This is a genomic window from Phytomonospora sp. NPDC050363 (assembly GCF_040655735.1).
Lineage (GTDB): Bacteria > Actinomycetota > Actinomycetes > Mycobacteriales > Micromonosporaceae > Phytomonospora.
Genome location: NZ_JBFAKK010000002.1, coordinates 60,495 through 84,548 on the forward strand (window position 1 = coordinate 60,495; position 24,054 = coordinate 84,548).

General features: G+C 70.1%; 20 protein-coding genes. 6 read left to right on the forward strand and 14 right to left on the reverse strand.

Annotated elements, in window-relative coordinates; translation table 11 throughout:
• Positions 1 to 84 precede the first annotated feature (84 nt).
• From AB0I28_RS04720 to AB0I28_RS04735, 4 genes are all read right to left on the reverse strand, one after another.
• The gene (locus AB0I28_RS04720) at positions 85 to 741 is read right to left on the reverse strand and encodes an HAD family phosphatase (RefSeq protein WP_357489460.1); all 657 of its coding nucleotides are present in this window, start codon (positions 739 to 741) and stop codon (positions 85 to 87) included.
• A complete protein-coding gene (locus tag AB0I28_RS04725; RefSeq protein ID WP_357489462.1) occupies positions 738 to 1,307 on the reverse strand; it encodes a nitroreductase family protein in 570 nt (189 codons plus the stop codon). Before AB0I28_RS04725 ends, AB0I28_RS04720 begins: the two co-directional genes overlap by 4 nt.
• Before the next feature lie 94 nt (positions 1,308 to 1,401).
• Positions 1,402 to 1,926 carry an SUKH-4 family immunity protein gene (locus AB0I28_RS04730; RefSeq protein WP_357489464.1) on the reverse strand — a complete coding sequence of 175 codons (525 nt, stop codon included), beginning with the start codon at positions 1,924 to 1,926 and terminating at the stop codon, positions 1,402 to 1,404.
• A gap of 88 nt (positions 1,927 to 2,014) precedes the next feature.
• Entirely contained in the window at positions 2,015 to 2,779 is a 765-nt protein-coding gene (locus AB0I28_RS04735; protein WP_357489466.1) for a hypothetical protein, read from the reverse strand.
• 118 nt (positions 2,780 to 2,897) lie between these two features.
• Here AB0I28_RS04735 and AB0I28_RS04740 point away from each other — a divergent pair, with 118 nt between their 5' ends.
• Together AB0I28_RS04740 and AB0I28_RS04745 are read left to right on the forward strand one after the other, a co-directional pair.
• On the forward strand, positions 2,898 to 4,163 hold the full coding sequence (locus tag AB0I28_RS04740) for an aspartate kinase (RefSeq protein WP_357489467.1): 1,266 nt from the start codon (positions 2,898 to 2,900) through the stop codon (positions 4,161 to 4,163).
• 5 nt (positions 4,164 to 4,168) lie between these two features.
• Positions 4,169 to 5,242 (forward strand): aspartate-semialdehyde dehydrogenase, encoded by a 1,074-nt coding sequence (locus tag AB0I28_RS04745; protein WP_357489469.1) that lies wholly within the window; start codon positions 4,169 to 4,171, stop codon positions 5,240 to 5,242.
• A 44-nt stretch (positions 5,243 to 5,286) separates the two neighbouring features.
• Here AB0I28_RS04745 and AB0I28_RS04750 read toward each other — a convergent pair whose 3' ends face one another.
• From AB0I28_RS04750 to AB0I28_RS04765, 4 genes are all read right to left on the reverse strand, one after another.
• Positions 5,287 to 6,690 carry a hypothetical protein gene (locus AB0I28_RS04750; RefSeq protein WP_357489471.1) on the reverse strand — a complete coding sequence of 468 codons (1,404 nt, stop codon included), beginning with the start codon at positions 6,688 to 6,690 and terminating at the stop codon, positions 5,287 to 5,289.
• Positions 6,691 to 6,765: 75 nt separating this feature from the next.
• Positions 6,766 to 7,356 (reverse strand): pentapeptide repeat-containing protein, encoded by a 591-nt coding sequence (locus AB0I28_RS04755; RefSeq protein ID WP_357489473.1) that lies wholly within the window; start codon positions 7,354 to 7,356, stop codon positions 6,766 to 6,768.
• Between the two features lie 31 nt (positions 7,357 to 7,387).
• On the reverse strand, positions 7,388 to 10,162 hold the full coding sequence (locus AB0I28_RS04760) for an ABC transporter permease (RefSeq protein ID WP_357489475.1): 2,775 nt from the start codon (positions 10,160 to 10,162) through the stop codon (positions 7,388 to 7,390).
• The gene (locus AB0I28_RS04765) at positions 10,159 to 10,839 is read right to left on the reverse strand and encodes an ABC transporter ATP-binding protein (RefSeq protein ID WP_357489477.1); all 681 of its coding nucleotides are present in this window, start codon (positions 10,837 to 10,839) and stop codon (positions 10,159 to 10,161) included. The genes AB0I28_RS04760 and AB0I28_RS04765 overlap by 4 nt, the downstream gene beginning before the upstream one ends.
• Before the next feature lie 448 nt (positions 10,840 to 11,287).
• Here AB0I28_RS04765 and AB0I28_RS04770 point away from each other — a divergent pair, with 448 nt between their 5' ends.
• Complete coding sequence (locus AB0I28_RS04770) at positions 11,288 to 11,863, forward strand: hypothetical protein (protein ID WP_357489479.1); 576 nt, start codon at positions 11,288 to 11,290, stop codon at positions 11,861 to 11,863.
• 5 nt (positions 11,864 to 11,868) lie between these two features.
• On the opposite strand, the gene AB0I28_RS04775 is transcribed toward AB0I28_RS04770, so the two are convergent.
• The 4 genes from AB0I28_RS04775 to AB0I28_RS04790 form a co-directional block, all read right to left on the reverse strand.
• Positions 11,869 to 12,366, reverse strand: coding sequence for a GNAT family N-acetyltransferase (locus AB0I28_RS04775; RefSeq protein ID WP_357490822.1), 498 nt, complete (start codon positions 12,364 to 12,366; stop codon positions 11,869 to 11,871).
• A 71-nt stretch (positions 12,367 to 12,437) separates the two neighbouring features.
• Positions 12,438 to 13,313 carry a sugar ABC transporter permease gene (locus AB0I28_RS04780; RefSeq protein ID WP_357490824.1) on the reverse strand — a complete coding sequence of 292 codons (876 nt, stop codon included), beginning with the start codon at positions 13,311 to 13,313 and terminating at the stop codon, positions 12,438 to 12,440.
• An 11-nt stretch (positions 13,314 to 13,324) separates the two neighbouring features.
• The gene (locus AB0I28_RS04785; RefSeq protein WP_357489481.1) at positions 13,325 to 14,905 is read right to left on the reverse strand and encodes an ABC transporter permease subunit; all 1,581 of its coding nucleotides are present in this window, start codon (positions 14,903 to 14,905) and stop codon (positions 13,325 to 13,327) included.
• Between the two features lie 8 nt (positions 14,906 to 14,913).
• Entirely contained in the window at positions 14,914 to 16,149 is a 1,236-nt protein-coding gene (locus AB0I28_RS04790; protein WP_357489483.1) for a maltose ABC transporter substrate-binding protein, read from the reverse strand.
• Between the two features lie 151 nt (positions 16,150 to 16,300).
• Here AB0I28_RS04790 and AB0I28_RS04795 point away from each other — a divergent pair, with 151 nt between their 5' ends.
• Both AB0I28_RS04795 and AB0I28_RS04800 read left to right on the forward strand, forming a co-directional pair.
• Positions 16,301 to 17,302: a LacI family DNA-binding transcriptional regulator gene (locus AB0I28_RS04795; protein ID WP_357489485.1), complete on the forward strand. Its 1,002-nt coding sequence runs from the start codon at positions 16,301 to 16,303 to the stop codon at positions 17,300 to 17,302.
• A gap of 27 nt (positions 17,303 to 17,329) precedes the next feature.
• Positions 17,330 to 18,892, forward strand: a complete 1,563-nt coding sequence (locus AB0I28_RS04800) for a glycoside hydrolase family 13 protein (RefSeq protein WP_357489487.1) — start codon at positions 17,330 to 17,332, stop codon at positions 18,890 to 18,892.
• Between the two features lie 61 nt (positions 18,893 to 18,953).
• Here AB0I28_RS04800 and AB0I28_RS04805 read toward each other — a convergent pair whose 3' ends face one another.
• Positions 18,954 to 22,265: a hypothetical protein gene (locus AB0I28_RS04805; protein WP_357489489.1), complete on the reverse strand. Its 3,312-nt coding sequence runs from the start codon at positions 22,263 to 22,265 to the stop codon at positions 18,954 to 18,956.
• A gap of 78 nt (positions 22,266 to 22,343) precedes the next feature.
• Between AB0I28_RS04805 and AB0I28_RS04810 the strand changes: the two genes are divergently transcribed.
• On the forward strand, positions 22,344 to 22,604 hold the full coding sequence (locus tag AB0I28_RS04810) for a hypothetical protein (RefSeq protein WP_357489491.1): 261 nt from the start codon (positions 22,344 to 22,346) through the stop codon (positions 22,602 to 22,604).
• Here the strand turns inward: AB0I28_RS04810 and AB0I28_RS04815 are convergent.
• Entirely contained in the window at positions 22,601 to 24,052 is a 1,452-nt protein-coding gene (locus AB0I28_RS04815; RefSeq protein ID WP_357489493.1) for an MFS transporter, read from the reverse strand. The genes AB0I28_RS04810 and AB0I28_RS04815 overlap by 4 nt on opposite strands.
• Between the last annotated feature and the right edge of the window lie 2 nt (positions 24,053 to 24,054).

Below are 24,054 nucleotides of genomic sequence, written 5' to 3' on the forward strand. Positions count from 1 at the left end.
CATGCCACATGAGATCGCCAACCCTACGCGCGTGAGCGCGGGCCGGGCCACATTCCCGGGACGGCCTCCCGAATTCTGGGACGCTTACAGCTCCGGGAGCAGCCCTTTCACTTCGCGCATGGAGCCGACCACGATGTCGGCGCCCGCCTCGGCGAGCCTTTCCGGGGGCAGCAGCGCCGCGTGCCCGACGACGAACATGCCGGCGGCCTTGGCGCCGGTGACGCCGGCGATGGAGTCCTCGATGACCACGCAGTCCGACGGGGCCACACCGTGCCGCTCGGCGGCGTAGAGGAACAGGTCGGGCGCGGGCTTGCCGTGTGCGACCATCACGCCGCTGTGGATCCAGTCGGTCTCGAAGTGCTCGGCGAGGCCGGTGACGGTCAGGCGCAGGTCGATCTCGGCGGGCGTGCCCGAGGAGGCGATGCAGTAGGCGGTGCCGTCGCGCTGGAGGGTCTCCAGCAGTTCGGCGACGCCCTCGACGGCGACGAGTTCGCGCCGCAGCACGTCCCCGCAGCGCTGCTCGTAGTCGGCGATGAACGCCGCCGGCAGCGCGCTGCCGAGGTTCGACTCGATGAGGGCGACGCAGTCGGTGGTGCGCTTGCCCATGTAGAGGTCGACCGACTGCTCGAAGGTGGTGGGCAGCCCGGCCTCGGTGAGCATGGCGGCGAACACCACGTTCGAGAGGCGCTCGGAGTCGACGAGGACGCCGTCGTTGTCGAAGATGATCAGCTTGGGGGTCATCCCAGCACCAGTTCCGACAGCGGCAGGCGCACGCGCGGGGCGTCGTCGGGGCCGCGCAGGTCGTCGGGGAGCTTCTTGGGGTCGTCGGCGCGCCCGACGGCGGCGACCGTCAGCGGCTCCAGCGTCTCGGGCAGGCCGAAGGAGGCGGCCAGCGCGTCGCGGTCGAAGCCGGCCATCTGGCGGACGGTGAGCCGGTCGGCGGCGGCCTGGAAGGTCAGGTGGGCCATCGCCTGACCGACGTCGTAGGCGCCCGAGCCGGGCATCGGGCCCTTCTCGTCGGCGGTCACGCGCACGGCCACGACCAGCAGCGAGGCGTGGCGCGCCCAGCCCTGGTTGCCCGGGTTGAGGGCGGCGAGGATGCGGGTGAAGTTCTCGTCGTCGCGGCGCCCGACGATGAAGCGGGCCGGCTGGGAGTTCCCGGCCGACGGCGCCCAGCGCGCGGCCTCCAGCAGGGCGGTGATCTCCTCGTCGGCGACGGTGTACTCCGAGTCGAAGGCGCGGGTGGAGTAGCGGGTCGCGAGCAGGTCGTGCAGCGGCACCGAGGTCTCGGCGTGCCGGTCGGACATGAGGGCTCCTAGCGGGGAAGATACTGGCGCATTCGCCTTCAATCCTGCCGCAGTGGGGCCGTGCGGGCCCGGAGCCCGGCCTGTGGGTTTGGCCTCACTCCAGCTCGACGCGGGCCAGGATCGTCGCCCACCACTGCTCGGGGTCCTCGAAGGAATGGGGGTCGAGTTCGTGCAGTCTCGCCGACAGCTCGGCGAAGGACGCCGCGGCGACCTCGGGCTCGGCGGCCGCGCGGATGCGGTGGCTGTCGACGGCGTGCAGGAAGGTCACGAAGCCGGCCAGGTCGTTGTTGACGATCTCGCCGTGGGCCTTGCCGCGCAGCTGCGCGAGCATGACGAAACCCTGCCCGGCGTTGACCGAGTACCGCATCCCCAGCCGCCCGGGAGGCCCGCCGAAGACGACCTCGCGCTGGGGGCCGAACTTGGTCTCCACGTCGAAGAAGGTGAGGAAGTCCGGGCCGCCCTCGACCTCCACGGTGAACGAGGGCGCGGCGAAGCGCGGCAGGCCGACGTCGATCAGGACGCGGGCGTCGACGTCGCGGAGGCCAAGGGGGGCGACCCGTTCGGCGTCCAGCGTGACGACGTCGCCGTACAGGTCGGACATGTCCGCGTGTGTCAGCACGGCGTCACAGTAACTCAGTTCACCCCCCGGCGACGGGCCGTCGGCGCACCCCCGGTGCCCGGTTTGATGCCTGTTTGCGGCGAAACGGTCAGTCTCGTGGCTTCGGTGACCCCGACTCCGAGGGCTTCGGCGGTGGCGGCGGGGCCTTCGTGCCCAGCGGGGCGCCCTCCGACACGTCCGCCGGGAGCGTCGCCGTCGGCGCGGCCGGCAGCGGCTCACCGACCAGCGTCACCGTCCCGAACCACACCTTCACGGCCGTCGGCACGCCGTCGGGGGCGAAGCAGTACGTGCCCGTCGCGATCGGCGCCGACAGGACCACCGAGTTCGACTCCACCGAGAAGCACTCTCCCGAGGCGCCCTTGGGCTGCTTGCCCGCCGCGATCGACAGGGGCGCGTTGCGGTCGAGGAGGACGTCGAGCCAATCCGTGAACAGATGCTGGACCTGGGGGTCGGAGCCGCGGGGAACCGCCCCGGTCGCGGCGGCCATCCGCACGCACTGCTGCGGCCCGCCCGCCAGGACGCACTGGAAGAAGCCCTGCGCCGTCCACAGGATCGACACGTCGGCCCGGCCGCCCAGCGCGCCGCCGGGCACGTCCACCCGCCACGTCCCGTCCTCGGCCATCAAGACCGTCACCGTCCGCTCCGCCGACCCGTGCTTCCACAGGTAGGTGGCGGTGTAGCGGCGGTCCTTCGACAGCGCGACGACCGAGGTCAGCGCCGCGCGCGGCCTCGACCACGCAGGCTCCGACGACGACGTCGCGGGCTCCGGAACCGGCGCCCCCGACCCGCATCCCGACAGCAGCAACGACAACACCAGAAGGCCCGCCCCGGCCCTTCGACCCTTACGCCCCATCGCCACATTGTGCTCGCGACCTCTCGTTACTCATGTGGCGGCTCGCCGCACATTCGGTAGGCTGGCCACGCCGACGCCACAGCGAGGTGGCCCCGCCGTCGACCAGAGGAACCCACACGTGGCTCTCGTAGTTCAGAAATACGGCGGCTCTTCGGTGCAGAACGCCGAGCGCATCAAGCGCGTCGCCGAACGGATCGTCGCCTCCCGCAAGGCCGGCGACGACGTTGTGGCCGTGGTCTCCGCGATGGGCGACAGCACCGACGAGCTCCTCGACCTGGCAGCCCAGGTCTCACCCCTTCCCCAGCCGCGTGAGCTGGACATGCTCCTCACCGCCGGTGAGCGCATCTCCATGGCCCTCCTGGCGATGGCCATCAACAACCTCGGCTACGAGGCGCGGTCGTACACCGGCTCGCAGGCCGGCGTGATCACCACCTCGGTGCACGGCAAGGCCCGCATCATCGACGTCACGCCCGGCCGCATCCGCAGCGCCGTCGACGAGGGCGCCGTCGCGATCGTGGCCGGCTTCCAGGGCGTCGCGCAGGACACCAAGGACATCACCACGCTCGGCCGGGGCGGGTCGGACACCACCGCCGTCGCGCTGGCCGCCGCCCTGCACGCCGACGTGTGCGAGATCTACACCGACGTCGACGGCGTCTTCACCGCCGACCCCCGGATCGTCCCCGACGCCCGGCGCCTCGAGAAGGTCACCTACGAGGAGATGCTCGAACTGGCCGCCTGCGGCGCGAAGGTCCTGAATCTGCGCAGCGTGGAGTACGCCCGCCGCGAGCGGCTGCCGATCCACGTGCGCTCGTCGTACTCGAACAAGCCCGGAACGATCGTCTCCGGATCTATGGAGGACACCGACATGGAGCAGGCCCTGATCACGGGCGTGGCCCACGACCGCAGCGAGGCCAAGATCACCGTCCTCGCGGTGCCCGACGAGCCGGGCGCGGCCGCGGCCATCTTCAACACGGTCGCCGACGCCGAGATCAACATCGACATGATCGTGCAGAACGTGTCGACGAAGGGCACCGGCAAGACCGACATCTCCTTCACCCTCCCCAAGGACGACGGCCCGACCGCCATGGCCGCGCTCCAGCGCATCCAGGCCAAGACCGGCTTCGACGGCCTCCTCTACGACGACCACATCGGCAAGGTCTCCCTGGTCGGCGCGGGCATGCGCTCGCACCCGGGCGTCGCGGCCTCCTTCTTCGCCGCGATCGGGCAGGCGGGGGTCAACATCGAGCTGATCTCCACCTCCGAGATCCGCGTCTCCGTGGTCACCCGCGACACCGACCTCGACGCGGCCGTCGCGGCCGTGCACAACGCCTTCGACCTCGGCGGCGAAGAAGAGGCCGTCGTCTACGCCGGAACGGGCCGGTGAGCAGCATGAGCCGCAAACCGATCATCGCCGTCGTCGGCGCCACCGGGGCCGTCGGCACGCAGATGCTCAAGATCCTCACCGAGCGCGCCGAGGCGGGCGTCGGCGACGTGTGGGGCGGGGCGCGGCTGATCGCGTCGCCGCGCTCGGCGGGCCGGCGACTGTCGGTCTTCGGGCGCGAGGAGACCGTCGTTGCGCTGTCGCCGGAGGCCTTCGACGGCGTCGACGTGGCGCTGTTCGACGTCCCCGACGAGGTCTCGGCCGAGTGGGCGCCGATCGCCGCCGCCCGCGGTGTCGTCGTCATCGACAAGTCGGGCGCGTTCCGGATGGACCCGCAGGTTCCCCTGGTGGTGCCGGAGGTCAACCCCGACTCGGTCACCGACCGTCCCAAGGGGATCATCGCCAACGCCAACTGCACGACGTTGGCCATGATGCCCGCCCTCGGTGTCCTGCACCGGGAGTTCGGGCTGGTCAAGCTGTACGCGGCGAGCTACCAGGCCGCGTCGGGCGCCGGGCAGCAGGGCATCGACGAGCTCTACGACCAGTACGAGGCCGTCGCCGGCAGGCGCACCCTCGGGCAGACGCCCGGTGGTGTGCGGGATGCCTTGGGCGAGAAGGGTTCTGAGGTCTTCGGTGCGCCGCTGGCCATGAACGTCGTGCCGAAGGCCGGTTCGTGGAAAGAGGACGGCTGGACCAGCGAGGAACTCAAGGTCCGCAACGAGAGCCGCAAGATCCTCGGCATTCCCGACCTCGCCGTATCGTCGACCTGCGTGCGCGTCCCGGTCCTGGTCGGCCACTCCCTGGCCGTTCACGCGACCTTCGCCTCCGAAGTCGACGCCGACACCGCCCGCAAGCTCCTGACCGGGGCGCCGGGTGTGACCGTCCTCGACGATCCCGCCAACGACGTCTACCCGATGCCGGCCGACACCGCCGGCACCGACCCGACCTATGTGGGCCGGATCCGCCGTGCCCTCGACGATCCGTACTCGCTGGACATGTTCATCGTCGGCGACAACCTCCGTAAAGGCGCGGCGCTGAACTCCGCGCAGATCGCCGAACTGGCGGTCGCGCGCGGGCTGTAGCCCTCGACGTCCGACGGCCCCGGTGCTTCGCGCCGGGGCCGTTGTCAGGTCCGGGTGAGGTCGTCGCGGGGTCCGGCCCGCCGGTCCAGTTCGGCGGTGTCGATCCCTTTGGCGGCGAGGAAGACCGCCGCCTCGGCGAAGACCTGCCGCTCCATGGTCTCGGCGTGGCGCAGCATGTCGCGTTGCTGGAGGTGTTGTGGCGCAAGGTGTCCGGCGCCCAGCTCCCGGATGCTCGCCGGTGCCCCGCGGTCGTGCCGGGTACGGCGTGAGTCGCTGACGGCGATGTCGCCGAAGGCGCCGAAGACCATGAACGGCGCGGTCACCGCGTCGAGGGGGAGCATGGCCAGGGCGCGTAAAGCGTTGCGCGCGAACCCGGCCGCGCCGGTCCGCCGCTTCGCGCCGAAGACGTGGAACCCGGCCCGGGTGGGCGGCAGCGCGAAGGTCGCCGACTCCAGGTGCATCACCGCGTCCTCGATCGCGGCGTGCGTGTAGACGGTCGTGACCAGTTCGCCCGACCACGCCACCACCTGGCAGCGCAGGAAGTGCCGCAGGCTCGGCGAGGGATTCTCGATGACGGCCGCCATGACACCGTCGGTGGCGAAGTGCCCGTCGACGCTGCGGACCGTGCTCAGCGCCGAGGTCCCGGCGAGGAAGACCTGGTCGGCCACGGTCAGCCCGGCCAGATGCGAAGGGCCCAGCACGCCCGAACCGAGCCGGACCATCCCGGCGCGCAGGCTCGCGACGAGCTCGCCGGTGGTGAAGGGCGCGGCCGGGCCGTCGGCCGGTCGCAGGGGGAACGTGGACCGGCTGCCGCGCAGGAACTTTCCCGACCCGGCGAAGGGGTGGCCGGCGGAGTAGATCACCAGATCGGCCTCGGCGGGGAAGCGCGCGAGTTCGCGGTGCGACGAGAGGCGGCCGTCGGCGATCAGGGTGAGCAGGATGGTGCGGACCAGCGCGGTGGCCAGTGCGACGGCGGCGAGGAGGGCGAGCAGCGACCAGGTCGCGGGGTCCGGCGGGCCCCATTCGGCGCCGAGGCCGGCCGCGAAGTCGGTGAGGCCGCCGACGAGGTCGGCGATGACGGAGGGTTCGAAGACCACGAAGAAGACGCCCGGCGCCAGGATGAGCACGCCGAGCACAACGGTGGTCCACATGACCGCCCGGTAGCGGAAGATCGCGGTGACCAGGCCGAGCACGGCGAGCCAGACGAGCAGGAACGGCGTGACGATCGCGATGGCGACCAGGATCGCCGACAATGCGGCGCCGTGGAAGAGCCGCAGCGTCCCCGCGCGTTTGCAGTGGGCGACCACGAGTGCGGGTTCGATGCCGAACTCCGGCGCGGCGGCACGTGTGCGGTCGTTGACGACCTCGCGCAGCACTCGCCGCCGGAACACGTCGTCGAGGTAGGCGCCCGCCGACAGGTGGCGGGTCGCGCTGGATGTGTCTTCCATCGGACCCCCCGGACGACCGAGAGTGGACGATCCCTCACCGTCCCACGGCGGTCGCGCAGCGTCAATCCCCGCCCGCTACTGCACTTTCAGGCCGAGCGCCTGCGCCACCACGACGGCCTGGTCGCCGTCGATGACCGCGTCCCGCAGCCGCACCGTGAGCGGGTCGAGGGAGGTCAGGTCGCTGCCCCGGAGGTCGGCGCCGGTCAGGTTCACCTCGCCCAGCGCGGCACCGGACAGGTCCACATTGGTCAGCGTCGCGCCGCTCAGGTTCGCCGCCGTCAGGTCCACCTCGCGCATCCGCACGTTCCGGAACACCGCCCCCGTCAGGTCGCGCCCGTGCAGGCTCGCGAAGGACCAGTCCCCGCCCTCCACCCGCAGCGGCCGCATGACCGACTGCCCGAACTGCGAACCGGTCATCTTGCATCCGTCGAAGTCGGCGTCGAAGAAGTTGCAGGACTTGAAGGAGCAGCGCAGGAACGCCGAGTCGGTGTGCCGCGAGGCGTTGAAGCGCACGTTGTGGAAGACGCAGTCCTCGAAGACCACCCCGCGCGTGCTCGCCTCGGTCATGTCCACCTGCGAGAACGTGCAGCGCTTGTAGGCGCGCTCGGTCAGCTCGTCGCCGTACCAGTCGTCGCCCCGGAACTCGGTGTCCTCGATCGTCTCCACGAGGGCACGGTAGCCGACCGGGCGGACATCCTCACCCGTCTCGGGTGAGGAGCTCGGTGAGCGGTCTGCCGCGGACGGTCAGGGCCGCCACGACCGACATCGCCGCCGTCAGCACGACGGCCGCGCCGCCGACGACTCCGGCGGCGGCCCACACGCGGCTGTCGGGCGCGCCCATCAGTGCGCTCACCGCGCCCAGACCCGTGGCCGTGCCGACGATCGCGCCCGTGACGCCGAGCGCCACACCCTCACCGGCGATGAGGCGGAACAGGTGACCCGGGCCCCAGCCGATCGCGCGCAGCGTCGCCAGCTCGGCGTCCCGCTCACGGATGTTGAGGTAGACGAGGTCGGCGATCGACAGCGCTCCCAGCATCATTGTCAGCGCGGCGGCGGCCAGGTCGACCCCGCGCACCTGGACCGACACGTGGTCGCCGAGCAGCGAGCCGTGCGCGGTCCCGTGGAAACCCCACATCGCCGCGGCGAGCACGGCCATGGCGCCTGTTCCGACGGCCAGCGCGAGCACGCCGAGCAGACTGCGGCCCGGCAGCCGCCGCAGGTTCGCCAGCGCGAGACCGAGGAGACCGCGGCCGGCGGTGACCGCGCGGTCGGAGACCGGTGGGCGCAGGGCGGCCATCGGGTCGAGCCGCCGGACCCGCCACGCCGGGACCGCCCCGGCGAGCAGCGCCAGCACGACGGCGACGGGTACGGCCAGAAGGGCCTGGCCCACCGGTACGCCGACGCTGAGCCACCTGGTCGCGGGGACGCTGACACCGGCGCCTAGGACGCCGGCGGCCAGGCCCACCGCGCCGACCTCGGCGAGGACCAGCGCCATGAGTCTTCGGCCCGGCCAGCCCACGGCGGCCAGGACGGCGAGTTCGTGGCGGCGGGTGCGGACCGAGGCGGTGACGGCGTTGCCGAGGAACAGGACGCACACGACGAGGATCAGTCCGAAGAGGACGACGCTCTTGCGGTCGACGGCCTCGATGAGCGCGACGGCCACGCCCTTCTTCGTCCACTGCTCCTCCAGCAGCAGTTCCGGCCTGCCGAGTTCGCCGGCGGGGAGGAGGACGGGCCGGCCCGTCGGCGAGGCGCCGATGGTGATGTCGACGTCGAGGCCGGTCTCGCGCTGGATTCCCTCGGCGACGAGGCGGATGCGCTCACGGGAGGACTCGTCGAGGCCGTCGATCCCGGAGACGCGGATCCGGACGGCCGAGACCGGTGCCTTCCACTGGTACTCCTTGCCGGGGGTGAGCGCGGTGAGGGTCTCGAAGGTCGTGAGGAGTTGCGGGGGAGCGGTGAGGTAGCCGGCGGGATTACCGGTCGGAAGAAGCGGCTGTCCATTGAGGAGGGCGGTGCTCGTGTCGTCGGCGGGCGTGAGCCGCTGGGTCTCGTAGGAGTTCGAGCCGGCGGCCAGTCCGGGGACGGCGGTGAGCGCGGCCGGGTCGAAGGTGCCGACGACGTCGGCCTGTGAGATGCCGAGGGCGGCGGCTCCGGGACGGAGCGAGACCTCGTGGAAGGCGGTGTCGGTGAGCAGCATCGACGAGTCGTCGTGGACGACGAACGGCGGCGAGTACCACGAACCGCCGGCCGAGTCCGGTGCCTCGGCGGGCCGGAGCACCCCGTCACCGTCCACCGTGGACACCAAGGGCGCCGGGAGATAGATGACGCCGGCGCTGATGTCGAAGAGGTCGCCGGCGAGAACGGCCGCGTCGATCGCGCCGGCGACGGTCTCCGCGGACTCGGCGTCCAGGGCCGCCAGTCGCTCGGCGCTCTCGTCGAGCGTCATGCCGGGCAGCGGGAGTCGCCCGGTCGAGATCTCCGTGCCGACCCGCTGATCGACGCCGAGAGAGGTCGAGGCGAGCATGGGCACGAAGACGATGTCGTTGCCGGGTTCGCGGTAGACGGTCTCGCCCGGGGTGAGCGGCCGTCCGGTGCTCAGCGCCGTGTCGAGACCGGTGAGAGCCGCCTCGGCGACCGGATCCACGGCTGCGAGCAGGGCCGGGACCGACCACTTGACACCGATCCGCAGCTCCGCCTCGACGTGCGTCTCACCGTCGAAGGTGACGAAACCAGCGGGCGTGCGCTGGATGACCAGCAGCGAACCGCGCTCGTCGGCGTCGTAGGCCGACGGGGTCCCGCCGATCTGGTTCAGCACGCACACTGGTTCCCATCGTCCCGGGGAGATCTCCTCGAACGGCGGATTCGCGTGGGTGTCACCGACATCGCAGGGCGAGCCGTCCAGCTCGGCGCCCCGTGCGGCGGGGTAGCTCGTCGTGAGGCTGTCGTGGTCGAGCTTCGGCCAGGCGATCGGGTTGGTGGTCAGGTAGACGTAGGAGGTGCCGGGGTCGGCGACCTCGCTGAGGCCGCGGTCGGTGCGCCAGGTGTTGCGGAGCCTGATGATCTGGTTCCCGGCGCCGGTGTCGACGTGCGCGGTGACATCCACATAGGACGTGCGGGTGTGCGGCAGGTAGCCCCCCATGCCGATCGGCGCGGCCACCTCGATCCCGTCCATGGCGGCGATCCGGTCGACGGTGTCCAGGGTGATGCCGCCGGCGAATCCGTCGGACAGGTAGTTGCCGCGCACCAGGCCCTCGGTCGCCTCCGTCGGCGAGCGGGAGCCGGGCGGGCGCACGAGGATGTCGTAGACGCCCCGGGAGTTCGCCTCCACGGTCTCGGTGACCGACAGGCGGGAGCTCGCGACACTGCCGGTGAGGACGGTGAACCCACTGGTGGCGACGAGAAGACCGAGCAGCAGCGCGACGCTTCGCGACGCCCGCCGCCGCAGCTGGATCCACGCGAACCGGATCACGCGTCCGTCACCTTTCCGTCCCGGACGCGCACGACGCGGTCGCAGCGCTCGGCGAGTCCGGCGTCGTGGGTGGCGATCATCATCGTCGTGCCGAGGCGTTCGCGCAGCTCGAACAGCATGTCGACGATCTCCTCGCCGGTGCGCGAGTCGAGGTTCCCGGTCGGCTCGTCGGCCAAGAGCAGGACCGGATCGTTGACCAGTGCCCGTGCGATCGCGACACGCTGCTGCTGCCCGCCGGAGAGCTTGGCGGGCAGGGCGGTCTCGCGGCCCTTCAGTCCCACCGCGTCGAGGAGTTCGGCCGCCTTGGCGTGTTTGTCGAACGCGGTCTTGTACGGCAGAAGGGGAGCGGCGACGTTGTCGGCGGCCGTCAGCGTCGGCAGCAGGTGGAAACGCTGGAACACGAAGCCGATCCGCCGCCGGTACTCCGGCAGCCTGCGGCGTTTCAGCGCGGTGATCTCGGTTCCGTCGACGACGATCGTGCCGTCGTCGGGCGAGTCGAGCGCCCCGATCAGGTGCAGCAGCGTCGACTTCCCCGACCCCGACGGCCCCGTCACGGCGACGATCTCCCCGCGCTCGACCTCGACCGACACGTCGTCGCAGGCGCGGATCGGCTCGTCGGCGCCGGTGCGGTAGGTCTTGTGCAGGGCGGTGGCCTTCACCAGGGGACCGGACGGCACATCTGCTCCTCTATCCACTGTGGGGGGAGCAGCGGGCCCCTCGAGGGGCCCGCTGCCGCCTTGTCAGCAACAGCCGTTCTCGAACCAGCCGGTGTCGGAACCGTCAGTGCAGATACGACGCTTCTGCCGGTACTTTCCCTGGAATGTGTTGCAGGGAAGGTTGTTGAAGCACTGGGTGTACTCGCTGCAGGTGACCGCGGATGCGGACGCGCGTGGAGCCACCCGGGATAGGAGGGCGTCACTGATTCTGGCGAAAAGGCGCATGAAGGGGCACTCCTTGAAATCGGGCACTGATCGCATTGGGCATGCGGCGCACGCGGGCGGCGTGCACGGCAACACACTAAGTGACAACGCCGAATCGCGTCAACCCTCCTCTTTGTCCAGTTGATCATCCTCTGACCCACGGGAAACGGCTTCGTCACGGCGATCCCGTCGCTATCGTGTCCGGATGAGCACCATGAGGCACTGGGACGGCGACCCGCACTGCCGGCTGATCATCGCCCCCGGAATGGGATACACCGCCGACGCGCCCCTCCTCTGGTACGCCAGGGTGGCCGCGCTCAACGCGGGATGGTCGGTCACCGACCTGAACTGGGCAGGCTCGGCCTCCGACATCGACGGCGTCAACGCCGGCGTAGCGCAGGCGCTCGACGAGAAGCCCGCCACGACAACGGTCCTGCTCGCGAAGTCGCTGGGCACCCTGTCGGTCTCGACCGCCGCCGACCGCGGTGTCGCCGGCATCTGGCTGACGCCGCTGCTCGCCGGCGACGGCCCTCGGCAGGCCCACGTCCGCGCGAACCTGCCCTCGCTGTTCGGCCCGCAGCTGCACATCGGCGGAACCGCCGACGACCTGTGGGACCGCACGCTCGTCCCGGCCGGCCACGCCGTCCTGGAGATTCCGGGCGCCGACCACGCGATGCACATCGCCGGCGACGTGCTCGGCACGATCGACGTGGCCCGCCAGGTCACCGAGCGGATCATGACGTTCATGGACACCGTCTGCCATGGAACGGCGACGGCGTAAAGGGCTCAGCCCGCTCGCTTGCGGGTCAGCAGCACGCTGACCTCACCGTCGTCGGGGTCGACGATCTCACCGTCGTCGACGTATCCCAGTCGGCGCAGCAGTTTCAGCGAGGCCGCGTTCTCCGGCGCCACCGTCGCGTGCACCTCGTCGAGCCCCAGTTCGCCGAAGCCGTACTCGGTGAGCAGCACCGTCACCGCCGACCCGATACCGCGTCCCCACACCGAAGGCGCCAGCGCATAGACGATCTCGTGGCCGTCGACGGCCGGATGCGGGCTGGGCTTGAGTTCGGCGTGACCGATGTAGACGCCGTCCTCGCAGATCGCCCAGATGTCCCAGGCGGGACGGCTCTCGGCGAGGAAGGCACGCCGGAAGACCGCGGCGGCACCGTCGGCGGGCATGCCCATCCACCGGTTCACGCTCTCGTCGCCGAGCAGGCCGACGAAGTCGTCCTCGTCGGCGGGGGTGTAGGGCCGCAGTTCGAGGCGGTCCGCGCGCAAGATCATGGTCACGGTCGGACGGTACCGCCGGTCCCGGGCCCTCGAAAGCGAGTTTCGCACGGCCCGGGACGCGGCGGTCAGCCCTTCACCGCGCCGACCGTCAGGCCGCCGACGATGTATCGCTGCAGCAGCTGGAACACCGCCACCGTCGGGATCGCCGTCAGCAGCGTGCCGACGGCGAAGATGCCGAAGTTGGCGTTGCGGTTGGTCTCGTTGATCAGCCCGAACAGGCCGATGGCGAGGGTCTTGTTCTCCGGCTGGGTCAAGAACACGTTGGCGATCAGGAACTCGTTGATCGAGCCGATGAACGCCAGCAGCCCCGACACCGCCAGGATCGGCGTCACCAGCGGCAGGATGATCCGGAAGAACACCTGCGCGTGCGACGCGCCGTCCATGACCGCCGACTCGTCGAGCTCCTTCGGCACGGTGTCGAAGAAGCCCTTCATCAGCCAGGTGTTGGCGCCCAGCGCGCCGCCGAGGTAGACCAGCGTCAGCCCCGACAGCGTGTTGAAGCCCAGCCCCGGCCAGTACTCGGTGACCTCGCTGAACATCAGGAACAGCGCCACGATCGCCAGGAACTGCGGGAACATCTGGATCAGCAGGAGGCTGATCAGCCCGACCCGCCGGCCCTTGAAGCGGAAGCGGCTGAACGCGTAGGCCGCGATCGCCGAGACGAACACCGAGATGAACGCCGCCGAACCCGAGACGATCAGGCTGTTGAGATACCAGTGCGCGAACGGCGTGTTCGCGAACAGGTCGCCCACATTGGACAGTGACACGCCGCCGGTCGGGATCAGCGCGGTGGAGCTCAGCGTGCCCTGCGGGTTGAGCGCCGCCGAGATCACGAACACGATCGGGACCAGGGCGAACACGACCGCCAGGCCCAGCACGAGGTGTCGCCACCAGTCGCGGCCGCCGGAGGGGCGACGCCGGCGCTTGGGCGCCGTGCTCACCGTTGCAGCACTCACCGGTAGACCTCCTCCTGGTTGCGGGTGACCCGGAAACCGATCGCCGAGACCGTCGCCACGATCAGGAAGATGAACACCGACACCGAGGCGGCGAAGCCGTACTCGGCGCCCTGCCCGCCGAAGGCGAGCCGGTAGGTATAGGTGATCAGCAGGTCGGTGCCGCCGACGGTGGAGTTGCCCGCCTCGAAGGGACCGCCCCCGGTGGTGAGCTGGATGGCGTTGAAGTTGTTGAAGTTGAACGCGAAGGACATGATCAGCAGCGGTGTCAGGGAGACCAGCAGCAGCGGCAGCGTGACCCGCCGGAACGCCTGGAACCCGGTGGCTCCGTCGATCTTGGCCGCCTCCAGCGTCTCCGTCGGGATCGACTGGAGGGCACCGGTGGAGACCAGGAACATGTACGGGAAGCCGAGCCACAACTGCACGAGGATCACCGCGAAGCGCGCGGTCCAGGGATTGCTGAACCACCCCACGTCGAGCCCGAACATGGTGTTGATCAGCCCGAAGTCCTGGTTGAACATGTCGCGCCAGATGAGCAGCATCGCGAAGGCCGGCATCGCGTAGGGCAGCACCATCAAGGTCCGGTACAGCGCCTTGAAGCGCAGCCGCTCCTTGTGCAGCGCGATCGCGCACAGCAGCCCCAGCACGAAGGTCACCAGCACCGAGATGATCGCGAAGGCGAAGTTCCACCACAGCACCGACAGGAACGGGCCGCGCACCTTGTCGTCGGTGATGACCCGGGTGAAGTTGTCGGCCCCGACACTCACCTGCCACCCCTGCGGGAGGCTCTCGCCCGCCGCGTCGGTGAAGTAGCCGTGTCCGGGATCGGCGGTCCACACCTGGCCGGTCACGGCGTCGCGAACACAGTCGCAGCCCTCGTCGTAGGCGCGCGCCGATGTGCCCTGGAACGCCCGGGACAGGCCGTTGGCGCGGATGCCGCCGCCGTCGACGGGCACCGCCAGGTCGGTGATCTCCTGGCTGCGCTCGGCGGCCTCGGCCGCGGTGAGGATCGTGTAGCCCTCGGCCTCGGTGATCTTCCCTGACAGTCCCTTCTGGACGTCGGTGGGAGCCAGATCCCTAAGGCCCTCGGCGTTTCCGGCCCAGTACTTCCCGCTCGCCGGGTCCGACAAGATGAAGACGAGCGCGTCCTCACCGTCGGCGGCGATCGCCAGGTCGTACTCGGGGGAACCGGGGACCTGCGTGATCGAGGCGGTCTCGATCGACACGATCGCCTCGTCCTTGTCGCCGCGGTGGCCGTCGCCGAAGTTCGTGACCGATGTGGACAGTGTGTACAGCACCGGCACGATCTGGAAGGCGATCAGCAGCAGCGTCCCGGGGATCAGGTACTTCAGCGGGAGCCGCCGGTTGGGGGAGAGATAGATCCAGAAGAGCAGGGCGGTGGCCGCGGCCACCACCCCCACTCCGATCCACGAACGCGCGCCGATGAGCGGCAGAACCGCCCAGACGGCGAGCGCGGCGACCACGCCGAGCAGCGTGATCCGTACGACCAGGCCCGTGAGGCCCGAACCGGCGTAGCCCTGTTTCGAGCGTTGCCGGCTCGCCGTCTGAACAGCGTCCATGTTCTTCGTTACTTCTTGATCGCGTCGCCGATGGTGGTGGCGGCGCCTTCCACCGTCTCCGTTACGTCGGCACCGCCGACGATGGCCGACTCCGCCTTGCCGAAGGGGTCCCAGATCGCCGACATCTCGGGGATCGCGGGCAGCGGGGGAGCGCCGGCGCCGGCCTCGGCGAACTTAGCCAGGTCGGGGTCGGTGGCCTTGACCTTGTCGAAGGACGCGGTCAGCGCCGGGGGACGCGGGTCGGCGTTGTAGAGGGCGGTGGCGAGGGGCTCACCGGTGACGTAGTTCGCCACGAACTCCTGGGCGACGGTCTTGTGCTTGCCCTTGCTGGCGACGAAGAAGCTCTGCACGCCGAGGAAGGGGGTGGCCTTGCCCATGCCCTCGAAGCCGGGGATGGGCGTGATGTCGTAGTTGACGCCGGCCTTCTTGATGTCGCCGACGGCCCAGGGGCCGGAGACGAGGTAGGCGGTCTTGCCCTCGGTGAACAGCGGGATCGAGTTCTCCGAACCGATCGAGGTCTTCAGCACGCCCTTCTTGCCGAGCTCGGAGATCTTCTCGAAGGCCTCGATCGACTCGGGCTTTCCGACGCCGAGGTCGGCCGGGTCGTAGTCGCCGTTGTCCTTCTGTCCGAAGAGGTATCCGCCGGCCGAGGCGTAGAGCGGGTAGGCGTGGTAGGCGTCGCCGTTGTCGCCGACCTGCAGCGACAGCAGTTCCTCGGTCTTGCCGTCCTTCTTGAGCTTCTCGGCGTCGGCGACCATGTCCTCGATGGAGGAGGGCGCTTCGGGGGCGAGGTCGGTGTTGCGGATCAGCGCGAGGTTCTCGACGGCGTAGGGGGCGCCGTAGACCTGGCCGTTGTAGGTGACGGCCTTGAGGGCGTCGGGGTTGAAGCCGGCCTTCTGCGCGTCGGTGAGCTGGACCGGGTCGATGGCGCCGTTCTGGACGAGGTTGCCGATCCAGTCGTGGGCGCCGATGACGACGTCGGGAGCGTTGTCACCCTGGGAGGCGGTGACGAAGTTCGCCTGGAGGTCCTTGGAGACCGCCTCGACCTTGATGGTGACTCCGAGCTCGCTCTCGAACTGGGACCGGAAGGACTCCAGGACCGGGGCCCTCTTGTCGTCGGCCCAGATGACCAGGCCGGGCTCGCTGCCCTGTGCCCCGTCGTCCTTCTTGTCGTCGCTGCCGCAGCCGCTGACGGCAAGCGCCAGCGCGGCGGCAACGGCGACGCCTGCGATCTTCACGCGCATTGTTGCTCTCCGTATGGGGGGAGGTGGCCGTCCGTAGAGGGGGGTCGGCCAGTGTGAGTCATTGTGAACGCACGTTAGCAAGGGATTTCAGGAACCGAAAGAGTTTGCAAGGTCTTTGTTTTCACGTTTCACAGCGGTTACAGTCAGCGCTATGCGTACGCGACTGGCCGACATAGCCCTCCAGGCTGGGGTGAGCGAGGCCACCGTCTCCCGGGTGCTCAACGACAAACCGGGCGTCCGGACCGAGACCCGGCAGGCCGTGCTCACCGCCCTCGACGTGCTCGGTTACGAGCGGCCGCCCCAGCTTCGGCGCCACAGCGCCGGCCTGGTCGGGCTGGTCATCCCGGAGCTGGAGAACCCCATCTTCCCGGCGATGGCGCAGACCATCGGCTCGGCCCTCGCGGCTGTGGGCTACACCCCTGTCCTGTGCACCCAGTCGCCCGGCGGCGTGCCCGAGGACGAGTACGTCGAGATGCTCCTCGACCGAAACGTCGCCGGCATCATCTTCGTGTCCGGTTTGCACGCCGACACCAGCGCCAGCCATGACCGCTATCACAAGCTCGCCGACCGGGGCCTGCCGATGGTGTTCATCACCGGTTACGTCGCCGGTCTGCCCGCGCCCTGCTTCTCCTGCGACGACGCCGCCGCCGCGCGCGTCGCGGTCAGCCACCTCGCGGCCCTCGGCCACGAGCGCATCGGCCTGACCTCGGGTCCCGAGCGTTTCCTGCCCGTCCAGCGCAAGCTCATCGGCTACCGCGACAGCATCCGCCACTTCGGCGGCGAGGAGCTGATCGAGCTGTCGATGTTCGGCGCCGAGGGCGGCCACGCGGCCACCGGCCGGCTCCTCGACCGGGGCGCGACGGCGATCCTGTGCGGGTCGGACCTGATGGCCCTCGGCGCGATCCGCGCCATCCGCGAGCGCGGACTGACGGTCCCGCACGACATCTCCGTCGTCGGCTACGACGACTCCCCGCTGATCGCCTACACCGACCCGCCGCTGACGACCCTGCGCCAGCCGGTCCGGCAGATGGCGCTGGCGGCCGTGCACGCCCTCGTCGACGAGATCAACGGGCAGGCCGCGCCGCACTCGGAGTACATGTTCAGCCCCGAACTCGTCGTCCGCGCCTCCACCGGCGCGGCCAGACGGAACTGACGACCCCATCCCCTAGGAGCACTTCTCGTGTCTGACACCACCGGTCAAGAATGGTGGCGCACGGCCGTCATCTACCAGGTCTACCCGCGCAGCTTCGCCGACGGCAACGGCGACGGAACCGGTGACCTCAAAGGCGTGCGCGACCGCATCCCCTACCTCGCCGACCTGGGGATCGACGCGATCTGGCTGTCGCCCTTCTACACCTCCCCGCTCAACGACGGCGGCTACGACGTCGCCGACTTCCGCGACGTCGACCCGCGTTTCGGCACCCTCGCCGACTTCGACGCGATGGTCGCCGACGCCCACGCCGCCGGCCTGCGCGTGATCGTCGACATCGTCCCGAACCACAGCTCCTCGGAGCACAAGTGGTTCAAGGAGGCCCTGGCGGCCGGGCCCGGCTCGCCGGAGCGCGAGCGCTACCTCTTCCGTGACTCCACTGTGGAGGGTGAACCGCCCAACGACTGGCAGTCGGTGTTCCACGGCTCGGCCTGGACCCGCGTCGAGGACGGGCAGTGGTACCTGCACCTGTTCGACTCGACCCAGCCCGACTTCAACTGGGAGCACGAGGACGTACGGGCGGAGTTCCTCGACATCCTGCGCTTCTGGCTCGACCGCGGTGTCGACGGTTTCCGCATCGACGTCGCCCACGGCATGGTCAAGGAAGCCGGCCTGCCCGCGCTCGGTGCCCCGCAGACGATCGAGATGCTCGGCACGACGAAGGCCCCGTACTTCGACGTCGACGGCGTCCACGACATCTACCGCACCTGGCGGCCCGTCCTCGACTCCTACCCCGGTGACCGCATGGCCGTCGCCGAGGCGTGGGTGGAATCGCCGGAGCGCCGCGCGATGTACGTCCGCCACGACGAACTGCACCAGGCCTTCAACTTCGACCTGCTCCTGGCCGACTTCGCCGCCGCCGACTACCGCAAGGTCATCGACGCCGAGCTGGCCATCAACGCCACCGTCGGCGCCCCGGCGACCTGGGTCCTGTCGAACCACGACCGCCCCCGCCACGTGACCCGCTACGGCGACGGTGAGGCCGGCCTCGCGCGGGCCCGCGCCGCCTCGCTGCTCATGCTGGCGCTCCCCGGTTCCGCCTACGTCTACCAGGGCGAGGAACTCGGCCTCAACGAGGTCCTCGACCTCCCCGACGAGGTCCTCGACGACCCCACCTGGAAGCGCTCCGGCGGCACCGACCGAGGCCGCGACGGCTGCCGTGTTCCCCTGCCGTGGAAGAGCACCGGCGAGTCGCTGGGCTTCGGCACCGGCGGATCCTGGCTCCCCCAGCCCGCCTTCTGGTCGCGGCTGTCGGCCGAAGCGCAGGACGGCGTCGCAGGGTCCACATTGGAGCTCTACCGGGCGGCCCTGCGCGCCCGCCGCGAGCACCTGCCCAGCGACGCCATCACCTGGCTCGACGGGCCCGCCGACGTCCTCGCCTTCTCCAACGGCTCCATTCGCTGTGTGACGAACTTCGGTGAGACGCCCGTCGCACTCACCGAGCTGGGCACACTGGAAGGTGACATCCTTGTCTCGTCGGGACCGGTGGCCGAAGGCGTGCTGCCGGCGAACACGACGGTGTGGATCGGGTAGGCAGGGGTAGGTAAGAACCACAGACCTGGGTCTTCGGGCCTTGTGGGGTGGAGGCGGCGTCTCAGGGGTGGGGCGCCGCCTCATCACGTCCGGGGGTGTTTCGTGGGGCGTTCTGGCAGGTGGGGACGCCGCAGGAGTCCGTGCCGGGGCGCAGGTAGGAGAGCCAGGCGAGCGTCGCGGAGACATTGGCGCGGGCCCGGGGCGTGAGGCCGGGGTCGTCGAGGGCCGCGCGGAGGTGCGGGAGAACGATGTCGCGCCGGTTGGCCTTGAGGATCACGCTCGATACTTCGACGGAGAGCCCCGTTTCGAGGTATGGATGGGTCAGGGCGCGCACCGCCAAGGCGGCGAACTCCTCATCTCGGCCCAGATGGAACATCAGGCCCATCCAGGGAACGAATAGCTCCACGGCCGACACCGTTGCGGCCCGCGCGACGATGGCAGGCAGTGTCCCGTCTCCCTGATGCCGGAGCAAGAGCCCGGCGACGGCGATCAGATCGTTCTCTCCAACTTCCGGATCGTCCAGAACCGAAGCGGCCAGTGCCGAGTAGAGAGGAACTCCCGCCTCGGCCAGTTTCTCTGCCGCGATGCGCCGTTTGCGTACGTCGAGCGTGTCCCAGTTGCCCACGGCCACTTCGCTCTCAGCGTCGTCGACGCCATGACCGAGCAGCAGGAGGGCCATATTTGCCGAGTCCGAATCGGAAAGCTGGGCAGTCGCGAGCGCGCGCCGTGCGTACGCGACGGCGAGGTCCGGGTCTCCCGCGTACTCCGCTCGTTTCATCAAGACGTTTGGGTTCGTTTCATGCGGTTGGTCATCGCGCTTCCTGGACGCGCTTTCCGCCTCCAACCGTCCTCGTAGCTCAGTGGCGTTCTCGGTCATTCCGCTCTCGCCCAGGCAATCGATGAGTTCATCCAAGTAGGACCCGTTCAGCTGGCCGATCGAAGCACGCGAGACCAGGTCGCCGACGACCGTGGCGACTTCGGCGCGGGTTGCCTCCCCAGCGCCTTTGCTCCAGGCGCGCACCGCCCACCCGATGTCCATGCCGTCGGCATCCGGGGAAGCGAGTACCGCACGCGCCGGTATCGGCACGAGGTCGTGGCGACCCACCTTGGCGAGGCGGTCGGCAACCTGCGCGAGACTCCAAGGATCCAGGAACTCTAGTCGTCGGTGCTCAACGACTCGGTCGGCCTGGTCTGGTCCGGAGACGGTGAGCCAGAGTAGGGATGCCTCCACGTCAAGGTCCTCCAGCAGGTGCTTGGCCAGTTCGTGCTCGGCCACCGCCTGCTCGCCGAGTTCGAACAGCGCCTCGATCGCCGACAGCCGGACCTGATTTCGCGTGCCCGCTTCAGCGATCACTCCCGAGACGATCTCGATCGGTACGGCCGTCTCCCCGATGACTTCCGTGAGTGTCTGGGCTATCTGGAGCCTTAGCTCAGGAGACGCCCCATCGAGCAGCCGCACCAGTGGATCGCGGCCATATGCCGGTCCCTTGATCCGAAGTAGAGCCCCGGCGGCACCGGCACGCACAGCGACCGGAAGCTCCTCGTGTTCGATCAGGCCCCGAAGGTAGGCCTCGGCCACGGCGTTCTCGCACATCGAGGCGAGCACGCGGAAGTCGGATCGTCCACTGGCCAGACCGCTGTCGCCGAGGTACCTGACGACCTGCTCCGCCACCGCCGGCGAGACGGCCGCTCCTCCTTCGGCGAGCAGCATCCCGGCGAAGTCTCCGGAGTCGCGGCGCAGCATCCGGCGAACGCTCGCGTCGAGTCCGCCGTCGTTCGCCTTCCCCCAGATCAGGGCGGTGAACAGCGCCAGGTTCTCGGGATGGTCGCCGTCCAGCCACGCCTCCAGGTCCGTGGCACTGTCCAGGCCGGCCGCGATCGCCCGCGCCGAGACGTACTCGGCGAAGGAGTGGTGCAGGAAGCGGATCGACGGTCCCTCGTGGACGAACAGCCCGGTGCCGATGAGAACGTTCTGCACCGAGCCGACGCCGTCGGTGGAGTCCGACGGCAGGCCCTGGGACTCCGCCCACTCCCGCGCGACCTCCGCGAGGTCCCGCTCGCTCTCCAAACGCGCTCGTCCCAGGTGCTCGATCAGCGCGTCGCGGCGGGCGCGCGGCCAGCCGTCGGACCGCGACCGTCCGCTGAAACGCTCGTCCACCAGGTACTCGTAGAAGCGTTCGTAGAGTTCGACCCTGCTCGTCGGCAGCGGGCGGGTCGGCTCCTTGGCGAACATCACCGCCGTGATCGTCGCCAGCAACGGGTTGCGCACCAGTTCGCGCAGCCTGCTCGTGCGGACCTGGTGCAGGTACTGCCCGGCACGCTCGTCGGGGAACCAGCGCTCGGCGAAGTCGGCCAGGTCGGCGGACTTGAACTCCACCATCCGGTAGTGCCCGATGCGCTCGGTCATCAGGGGTGCCAGTTCGTCGGAGGGCAGCGCGCGGGTGCTCACCACGAGCCGGAAGTCCCCTCCACCGCGAGCGTGATGGGCGAGGGTGGACACGAGCTTGCGGCGCGCCTCGTCGTCGGTGATCTCGTCGAGACCGTCGACGAACAGCAGCCACCGCGCTCCGTGCACCCGGCGCGCGAGGAGTTCGGCCGTGACCGAGGTGACGAGGATCGGCCCGAGGGTGTCGTTGACGGCCCCGGCCAGGGCCGTCGTCCAGCTCCCGGGCCGCACGAGCTCCCGGGCCGGAACCCGCAGGGGGATCAGCGGTTCGGTGACCGGGCAGTCCTCCTCGGCGCCGAGCCAGCGGCGGGCCAGCAGGCCGGTCACGAAGTACCCGAAGGTGGACTTCCCGCTGCCCGGTTCGCCGGTGATCAGCAGGTGCTCATGGAGGTTCAGCGCGTCGAGGGCGGTCGCGGTCTCGGGCGTGCCCCGCTTGGGTTCCGGCGCGTCGGCGTCCTCGTGCGCGGTCACCTGCTGGCGCACGTAGATCGTCGACAACGGCGGGGGTGTGACCTGGAGCCGCTGGTAGGGCAGCTGCTCCACCGTCTCGCTCTGCGCCTCCAGCAGGTCCTTCAGCTGAGGATGCGGCTGCCCCGGAATGTCGTCCCAGGAGGAGATCGCGCTCGCCGCGTCCTGGTCGGCGCGCACCTGGCGTTCCGCGGCCCGCCTCGCCGTTCGCCACAGGGTCTCCGCCTCCGCGGCGGGTTGCCCCAGAGTCGCGGCGATGGTCCGGATCTCTTCGAGTTTCAGCGGGCGGGCGGCCTTGGCGAGGTCGTAGACCAGGTTCTTGTTGAGCAGCCGATTGGCTTCGAGGAAGGCGTTGACACTGCGGAATCCGGCGTTCTCCAGCGCTCGCGCGAACCACTCGGCGAGCGGTTCGAAGACCTCGTAGCGCTCCTGCCTCTTCGCTGGCCGTCCCCCCGGCATCGGGTCCCCTTTCGCGCTGGAGTTTCCCCGAGTTTCCCACCGTAGCGGGAAACTCACCGCCTCCAACACGCTGGATCCATGCCGCAGCAATTGATCCCGTATCTCGCCCTGGTCCCGCTGGCCGTCACGCTTCTCGCCGTTCTGCGCACCTGGCTCGCCGAGCGCGCCCGGCTGAAACGCCTCGCCGCGATGATCGCCGACACCGCTCCCGCCAACCGTCCCGCACTTCTGCGCGCCGCCGCCGCGTACGAAGCGGCCGCCGCCTCCGTCAAGGAGGCGGCGGCCGCTGACGGCCCGCCCGCAGAGGCGGCCCAGCCCGGGTGCGGGCCGTGCCCCTAGCCGACCGGGACGGGCGCGGGCCCGGCGGCGGCGGTCGGCGCGGTGGTGTCGTCCGGCGCGGGCTGCTTGCGGAGGAGGCGGGCGAGGCCGGCTCCGACGAGGGTGAGCAGGCCACCGGCGAAGGCGGCGGCGCGCAGGCCGTCGGAGACGTCGCCGACGGGGGCGGGCGTGGCGGAGTGGAGGTCGATGCCGGCGTTGGCGATGGCCACCAGGCCGGCGAGGATCACCGCGCCGCCGATGAACTGGGCGGTCGAGGTCATGGCCCCGGCGACGCCCTGCTCGTCGGGCGCCACCTCGGAACCGGCGGTCATGAAGATGGGCGGGAAGGCGGTCCCGGCGCCGAGTCCCCAAAGGACGATGCCGGGGATCAGGGCCGAGTAGGAGCCGCCGACGGTCATGCCGAGCCCCAGGGCGAGGAAGGACGCGGCGACCACGACCATCCCCAGCGAGATCGACGTGCGGGTCCCGAACCTGCCGACGATGTAGGGCGCGACCTTCGCCGCGCCGGCCATCGACAGCGCGCTCAGCGGCAGGAACGCCAGCCCCGCCTGGAGGGTCGTGTAGCCCAGGACGTTCTGCACGTGGCTGGTGAACAGGAAGTACTCGGTGCCGATGACGCCCATGAAGATGAACACGACGGCCATCGCGACGACGAGGCTGCGGTTGCGGAAGAGGCGCAGCGGCATCAGCGGCGAGGCGCTGCGGTGCTCGATCCACACGAACAGGGCCAGCAGGGCCAGTCCGGCGCTCAGCGCGCCGAGCCCTTCGAGGGTCGCCCATCCGCTTTCGGGACCACTGACCAGACCGAAGACCAGGAGCGTCGCGCCGACGGTGGCGACGATCGCGCCGGGGAGGTCGAAGCCCTTGCCGCTACCGTCCACAGTGGTGTCGCGGTGCAGCAGCCGGGGCGCGGCGAGCAGGGTGAGGGCGACGACGGGGACGTTGACGAACAGGACCCATTCCCAGCCGAGGAAGCTGGTCAGGACACCGCCGCCGAGGGCGCCGACGGCCGCGCCGGAACTGCCCGCCATGCTCCAGATCGTGAAGGCGCGAACCTTGGCCTTGCCCTCGAAGGAGATGTTGATCAGGCGCAGCACGGCCGGGGTGAGCAGCGCGCCGCCGAGTCCCTGGACCGCGCGGGCGGCGATGAGGACGGTCTGCGACTCGGCGAGGCCGCCGACGAGTGAGGCGAGGCCGAACACGGCGATGCCGGCGATGAAGACCCGGCGGGCGCCGAGGCGGTCGGCGGCGCGTCCGCCGAAGAGCAGGAAGCCGCCGGTGGTGACGGTGTAGGCGCTGATGACCCACTGGAGGGTCTGCGGTGAGAAGTCGAGGTCGCGGCCGATGGCGGGCAGCGCGACGAAGACGATGTCGAAGTCGACGGCGATCAGGAACTGGCTGATGGCCAGGAGTGCGAGCCGGAGAGCGGGGCGGTCCTTGCGTTCCATGA

Coding starts and splice junctions, on each gene's coding strand:
- AB0I28_RS04720 (WP_357489460.1), bottom strand. CDS start 741: ATGACCCCCAAGCTGATCATCTTCGACAACGACGGCGTCCTCGTCGAC.
- AB0I28_RS04725 (WP_357489462.1), bottom strand. CDS start 1,307: ATGTCCGACCGGCACGCCGAGACCTCGGTGCCGCTGCACGACCTGCTC.
- AB0I28_RS04735 (WP_357489466.1), bottom strand. CDS start 2,779: ATGGGGCGTAAGGGTCGAAGGGCCGGGGCGGGCCTTCTGGTGTTGTCG.
- AB0I28_RS04745 (WP_357489469.1), top strand. CDS start 4,169: ATGAGCCGCAAACCGATCATCGCCGTCGTCGGCGCCACCGGGGCCGTC.
- AB0I28_RS04750 (WP_357489471.1), bottom strand. CDS start 6,690: ATGGAAGACACATCCAGCGCGACCCGCCACCTGTCGGCGGGCGCCTAC.
- AB0I28_RS04770 (WP_357489479.1), top strand. CDS start 11,288: ATGAGCACCATGAGGCACTGGGACGGCGACCCGCACTGCCGGCTGATC.
- AB0I28_RS04775 (WP_357490822.1), bottom strand. CDS start 12,366: ATGATCTTGCGCGCGGACCGCCTCGAACTGCGGCCCTACACCCCCGCC.
- AB0I28_RS04785 (WP_357489481.1), bottom strand. CDS start 14,905: ATGGACGCTGTTCAGACGGCGAGCCGGCAACGCTCGAAACAGGGCTAC.
- AB0I28_RS04790 (WP_357489483.1), bottom strand. CDS start 16,149: ATGCGCGTGAAGATCGCAGGCGTCGCCGTTGCCGCCGCGCTGGCGCTT.
- AB0I28_RS04795 (WP_357489485.1), top strand. CDS start 16,301: ATGCGTACGCGACTGGCCGACATAGCCCTCCAGGCTGGGGTGAGCGAG.
- AB0I28_RS04805 (WP_357489489.1), bottom strand. CDS start 22,265: ATGCCGGGGGGACGGCCAGCGAAGAGGCAGGAGCGCTACGAGGTCTTC.
- AB0I28_RS04810 (WP_357489491.1), top strand. CDS start 22,344: ATGCCGCAGCAATTGATCCCGTATCTCGCCCTGGTCCCGCTGGCCGTC.
- AB0I28_RS04815 (WP_357489493.1), bottom strand. CDS start 24,052: ATGGAACGCAAGGACCGCCCCGCTCTCCGGCTCGCACTCCTGGCCATC.